Origin of the sequence: Microlunatus ginsengisoli (assembly GCF_039537205.1) — a bacterium.
Classification (GTDB): domain Bacteria; phylum Actinomycetota; class Actinomycetes; order Propionibacteriales; family Propionibacteriaceae; genus Microlunatus; species Microlunatus ginsengisoli.
This window is the reverse complement of sequence record NZ_BAABAB010000002.1, coordinates 152,192-158,236: the sequence shown is the minus strand read 5'-3', so window position 1 is coordinate 158,236 and position 6,045 is coordinate 152,192. Positions and strand designations below refer to the sequence as shown.

The following is a 6,045-nucleotide window of genomic DNA, read 5'->3' as shown; positions in this document are numbered from 1 at the left end:
CGCCGGGCGTCGGAGCTGGACCGATCGGCCTGCCGTGAGGCAGCGGCGACCCGGTTCAGCACGGCTCGCATGGTCAACGATCACCTCGACCTGTACGCGGAGCTGATCTCCGGCTATCTCGAGTAAGTCGGCCAGGTCATGACTGAGGAAGCCAGTCTGGCCGAGGTCCTCAAGAGTTCATGAGCGCCAGGGCCACTGACGCGCGTAGGCAACGTCGTCTTGTGCCTTGTTCGTTACTCCTTGTTTCTGGCTTTGGGAATCATGAACTCTTGGCATCGTCGACGAGCATGCCGATCATGGCCGAGTCTGATAGCCGGGATATCAGGCCGTGGAGACCTGGACGAGATGCGCCGCCACGAGACAATATTCCGGTCGGCCGCCGACTCGACTCCGGCTACGGCCACCAGCACGCCAGATGGAACGGACCACTGGCGTCTGATGCGGGTGTTTGCCAGAACCCGGAGGACCGTCCGGCAGAGAGCCAAAGACCTTCGGCGTCGAGTTGAGTGAGGCGCAGGGGCAGGTACAAGAAGCACGGACGCTCGCCGGGCTATAGGCGGAAGCATCGGCCCACGCCGATGGCGTCCGGCAGCTGACAACTCATATCCACGGCGACGGATCTTCCGGTCCGGACTTGGCGCCGGATCGAGGTCGAGCTCGGCCCGGGCGGTAAGAAGAAACCTCAAGAAGGCAGCCAATCTGCTGACCAAGGCCGGTGCCAGACTCATCAACAGCGGGAGTCTGGCCGACGACACGCGGCCGCCTCGGCTGCCTGGGCGCGGCGATCGGTCATGCTTGTTTCATTGGGCCCGGAGCGGGCCCAACTCACACCGGCGCACCGAAGGGCATGTCGATGTTCAACAACAACGGGTCGTTCCTGCTCGCGATGCTCGAATTCTTCCTGTTCTTCGCCTGGTTCATGTGCCTGTGGTGGATCCTGGGCGACATCTTCCGTAGCAGGGACATCGGCGGCGGAGCGAAGACCCTGTGGGTGCTGTTCGTGATCATCGTTCCGTGGCTCGGCATCTTGGTCTACCTGATCGCCCGTGGGCACGGTATGCAGGAACGCCAACTGGAGCAGGTGAAGGCCATGCAGCAGGCCCAGAACGACTATGTCAGATCCGTGGCCACCGGAGCCTCGAGGAGCGCCGCGGAGGAGATCGCGTCGGCCAAGGGCTTGCTGGACAGCGGTGCCATCACCCAGGCCGAGTTTGAACAGCTCAAGGCGAGGGCGCTCGCAGCCTGACCTGCGGACGCTCACATTCAAGAAGTCTCGGCGATTCGGCGAAGGCCGCAGCCCTGAACGCTTCTTTCCGCTCCATCAACGGGGCGGGGTCAAGCGGGTTCGGGTTTTCTTCGTTTGCGGCCCCGGCTGTCGGGCATCATGAAGTGGCCGGATCTGGAGCTCGGCTGGCTCCCCCGATGAGACTGGACGACGATGACCGACACCTCGATTCATGCCGCAGCGGACGCCGATTCCGCCGGACCTGTGCGGTTCGCCCGACCGCTGCTCACGCTCGAGGAGAAGGCGTCGCTGACGAGCGGCGCTGATTTCTGGATGACCCAGGCGATTGATCGGGTCAGTGTGCCGGGGATCATGCTCACCGATGGTCCGCACGGACTGCGCAAGCAGGTCGCCGAGACCGACCACCTCGGCCTCGCGGAGAGCGTGCCGGCCACGTGCTTTCCACCCGCCGTAGGACTGGGCTCGTCCTGGGATCCTGACCTCCTTCGTCGAGTGGGTGAGGCGCTGGGCATCGAGTCGGCCGTGGAGGGGGTTGCGGTGTTGCTCGGCCCGGGCGTCAACATCAAGCGGCACCCGTTGTGCGGCCGGAACTTCGAGTACTTCTCCGAAGATCCGGTGCTCGCTGCCGGCCTCGGCGTCGGTTTCGTCACCGGGCTCCAGTCGAAGGGCGTCGGCGCCTCGCTCAAGCACTTCGCCGCGAACAACCAGGAGAGCGACCGGCTGCTGGTGTCCAGCGACGTCGACCCTCGACCGCTCCGCGAGATCTACCTGCGAGCGTTCCAGCGGGTCGTCACCGAGACCCAGCCGTGGACGGTGATGTGCTCCTACAACCGCATCAACGGTGTCCATGCCTCGCAGGACCCGTGGTTGCTCACCCATGTGCTGCGCGGTGAATGGGGGTTCCAGAGACTCGTGGTCTCCGACTGGGGCGCGGTCGCGCAGCGCGTGCCGGCTCTTCGTGCTGGCCTCGATCTGGAGATGCCGTCCAGCGGCGGAAGAACGGACGCCCAGATTGTGGCCGCTATCAACGACGGGACGCTGGACGAGGAGGTGCTGGACCGTGCCGTCAGCCGCGTTCTCGATCTTGTTGCGAAGGCGTCCGCCCGGCCACCGATGTCGGGTCCGTTCGACGTCGACGCCCACCACCAACTCGCACGCGAGGCCGCCGGCCGTTCGATCGTGCTGCTCAAGAACGACGACGCACTGCTTCCGCTGGCCCGTTCAACCACGCTCGCCGTGATCGGAGCCTTCGCGGAGAACCCCCGGTACCAAGGTGCCGGCTCTTCCCACATCAACCCGACCCGGCTCGACACCGCCCTTGCCGAGATCCGGGCACTGTCGCAGGTCGAGGTCAGGTACGCAGCCGGCTTCGGCTTCGACGACGCCGAGTCGGCCGACGACTTGCGGGCAGAGGCGGTAGCGGCCGCTTCGGCCTGCGAGGTCGCGGTCGTCATGCTCGGCCTGCCGGCCCGATCGGAGTCGGAGGGGTTCGACCGGCAGCACATCGACCTGCCCGACGAGCAGCTCGCCCTGCTCGACGCCGTGGTTCAAGCCAACCCGCGGACCGTTGTGGTGCTGTCCAATGGGGGTGTCGTCGCGCTGCCGTTCGCCGACCAAGTTCCGACGATCCTGGAGGGCTGGCTGCTTGGCCAGGCCGGCGGCGGCGGCACCGCCGACGTGCTGTACGGGGTGGTCAACCCGTCCGCGAAGCTGACCGAGACCATTCCCCGGCGGTTGGCGGACACCCCGGCGTACGGGAACTTCCCTGGCGAGCACGGCCATGTCCGTTACGGCGAGGGACTCTTCGTGGGCTACCGCTGGTACGACGAACGGGCCCTGGATGTTGCGTTCCCGTTCGGCCACGGTCTGAGCTACACCACGTTCGCGTACGGGGAGCCGAGCGTCGTCACGAGGTCAGACGGCGACCTCGAGATCAGCGTGCCCGTCACCAACACCGGCTCGGTGGCGGGCCGTGAGGTCGTGCAGGTCTACACCTCGCTGCCCTCCTCACGGGTGCAACGACCACCGCGAGAGCTCAAGGCGTTCGCGTCAGTGCCGATCCAACCCGGCGCCACGGCAGACGCCACCATGGTGATCAGACGGGAGGACCTCGCGTATTGGGACGTCCGCGTAGATCGCTGGATCGTCGAGGGCGGCGCATACCTGATCGAGGTTGGAGCCTCAAGTCGTGACCTGCGCGTCTCGGCGCTCATCGAGGTGGCCGGGGATCGCTTGAAGCTGCCGCTGACGGAAGAATCGCGCCTGTCCGACGTCCTGGACCATCCGATCGCGGGCCCGCTGCTGCGCGTTGCCTTGACCGCGATGCGGGCGGCATTCCGAGGGCCCCAGGAGCAGGCCGAAGCGATGGAGATGATGCTCGCCTCGATGCCGATCGGGCGGATGGTCAACTTCCCGGGCGCCTCCATCACCCGTGAGCTCATCGCCAAGGTGATCGCAGCCTCGCTACCTGGAGACACCTGACCCGGCGAGCTCGGTGGTGATCGCGTTGGCGCGGAACGCGACGTGGCTGGATGATGCCCAGGTTCAGTCGGTGTTTCATCGGTTGCGTCATGATCCGCGCCCTGGTTTGCGGCAAGGGCCGGCGGGTGGTTGGGGTCGCGATTCCATGATCGGGGGGTCTTCGCGCGGGCGGAACGGGAGATTGAAGCGAACCCGACGCTTCGTCCGCAGCGGAGGGCGGGGCTGCGGACTCGGCTGGCTGAGTCGCGAGGCTCGTCGGGGATGTTGCCGGATGATTCGCTGTCGGCTCTGGTGCGGTTGCAGGCCGGTGTGCAGGAGGCACAGGCAGCGACCGTGCGTGGTCTGTGGGAGATCGCGGGGCGTCGGGGGATGAGCCTGCGGGAAGCCAGGGAGGAGTTCGTCCGGCTGCGGGCGGAGGCGCCCCAGGGCCGTCGGCGCCGCCAATGCGTGTTACGCGATCTCGCGGACAGCGAACTCAACCTCGACCCGGTCCTTGTCGACGTCGTCGCCGCCGCTCTCCCGCGGCTCACCTGACCTATAGGTAGACAACACCCCCGATCGACCACCCGACTTCCTCAGGTCGAAGTGAACTGAGTTGGGTATCGTCACGGCCGTCCGCGGCCGCGCTTCCGCGCCAGGTCCGCACCGTTGACGAAGATCTTGCTCCCCAAACACCCGAGGGCGCTTGACGTTCGAGCGCACCGTTAACAGGCCGTGCGGCACGGACACGCCGCACACAGGCGCCATTCGGTTAGCCGAGTCAGGTAAAGGCCTCGAGCAACTCCTCAACGGTCAGGTCGAATGCTCGATCCCGCCAGTAGTAGGTCCGGTCGTGCTCGCCGATCGTGCGCACGACGCGGCATGGCGTACCTACGGCGATGGCATTTTCGGGAAGGTTGCGAGTGACGACACTTCCGGCTCCGATGACGGTGTTGTCGCCGATGGTCACGCCGGGCATGATCTGGACGCTCGACCCGATCCAGACGTTGTTGCCGATCGTCACCGGGAGGTTGAACTGGGCGGCGTGGAGCCTCAGCTCGGGTGCGACGGGATGGCCGGCGGTGGTGACGACAACGTTGGGTCCGAACATCACCTTGTCGCCGATGTAGATCGGGCCGTCATCGACGAGGGTGAGGTTGAAGTTCGCGTAGACGTCGTTGCCGAGGTGGACGTTCCGGCCGCCCCAGTTGGCGTGCAACGGCGGTTCGATCCAGCAGCCGGACCCGACGGATGCGAACATCAGGGGGAGGAGGCGTCCTCGCTCGGCCGCCTGCGATGGTCGGGTCGCGTTGTAGTCGTACACCAGTTCCAACGCTTCGGTCTGCTGCCCGGTGAGGAGAGGGTCTGACGGATCGTAGATCAGGCCGGCCTCATCCGCTGTCGGTTGTCCACGTCGGCCATCGTCGCAGACGACTCCCGCCAGCGACGAACTGCTGCGCCACCTTGACCCGGGCGCATCGAGTGATCATAGAGTCCCGAGCGGGTCGTCTCCGCGGCCGAGGCCGGGGTGGAGCGGCCGATTTGATGACCTACCAGGTCGACCGGTGAGGGTTACCTGGCGGTGGCGGCAAGCCAGGTCTGAAACTGCTGCGGGGTGCGGACTCCGTGGTCCAGGACGGCGGTGTAGATCTCGAACCCGCTCACCGTGTCAGGGTAGTCGGGCCGGCGGTGCCACACGTCCTTGATGTTGAGGATGTCGGTGCGCTGCTGAGAGGTGAGGGAATCGCGCAGCTGCTGATGCCAGGCTGCTACGTTTTGGTGAGGGTCGTGGAGCCAGAAGGTCAGGTCCAAGCGCCAGGTGCCGGTCGGTCGAACGTAGGTCATCGGTACGTGGTACCGCTCGTCGCGGGTCTCTCCGGTTGGACTGCGCGGACCGCGCTCGTCGGCATACCCGAATCCGACGAGACCCGGGAGGGTAACCAGGCCGGCAATGGCGGCCAGGACATCGGTGGGCGAAAACCGGGGTCCGCCGAGGGCCATGACGTCGAGATCTCGCCAGACCATCAGTCCGGACACGAAGCTTCCGGTGACGATGACGGGGGAGCAGCCGGCCAGCCGGTTCGTCAGGTCCAGTTCGCTGAGCACCTCGCCGGCCTCTTCCTGCAGGGCATTCTGCCGATGAACGAGTGACTGATCTCGGCTTCGATCCGAAGGATCGACCGCTGTTGGTTCTTGGTGTCTCGTGTCGTCCACATCGGCATGCAACACCGTCACGGCGGTCGCTGCAACGTTCATCCGACGGCGCCACATCCCCGCACGCTCGCCGGAGAGGTGACGCTCAGCGAAACCCAGCCCACGGATTGGTGTCGGCGTCGCTG

At 66.0% G+C, this 6,045-nt stretch carries 5 protein-coding genes; 3 read left to right on the top strand and 2 right to left on the bottom strand.

Annotated elements, in window-relative coordinates; genetic code table 11:
- The first annotated feature begins 853 nt into the window (after positions 1-853).
- The 3 genes from ABD747_RS01245 (at position 854) to ABD747_RS01235 (ending at position 4,261) form a co-directional block, all read left to right on the top strand.
- Complete coding sequence (locus ABD747_RS01245; RefSeq protein ID WP_344801239.1) at positions 854-1,246, top strand: SHOCT domain-containing protein; 393 nt, start codon at positions 854-856, stop codon at positions 1,244-1,246.
- A 192-nt stretch (positions 1,247-1,438) separates the two neighbouring features.
- Positions 1,439-3,727, top strand: coding sequence for a glycoside hydrolase family 3 C-terminal domain-containing protein (locus tag ABD747_RS01240; RefSeq protein WP_344801238.1), 2,289 nt, complete (start codon positions 1,439-1,441; stop codon positions 3,725-3,727).
- A 261-nt stretch (positions 3,728-3,988) separates the two neighbouring features.
- Entirely contained in the window at positions 3,989-4,261 is a 273-nt protein-coding gene (locus ABD747_RS01235; protein WP_344801237.1) for a hypothetical protein, read from the top strand.
- A gap of 226 nt (positions 4,262-4,487) precedes the next feature.
- Here the strand turns inward: ABD747_RS01235 and ABD747_RS01230 are convergent, their stop codons facing one another.
- A complete protein-coding gene (locus ABD747_RS01230; RefSeq protein WP_344801250.1) occupies positions 4,488-5,087 on the bottom strand; it encodes a sugar O-acetyltransferase in 600 nt (199 codons plus the stop codon).
- A 191-nt stretch (positions 5,088-5,278) separates the two neighbouring features.
- Entirely contained in the window at positions 5,279-5,962 is a 684-nt protein-coding gene (locus tag ABD747_RS01225; RefSeq protein ID WP_344801236.1) for a hypothetical protein, read from the bottom strand.
- Between the last annotated feature and the right edge of the window lie 83 nt (positions 5,963-6,045).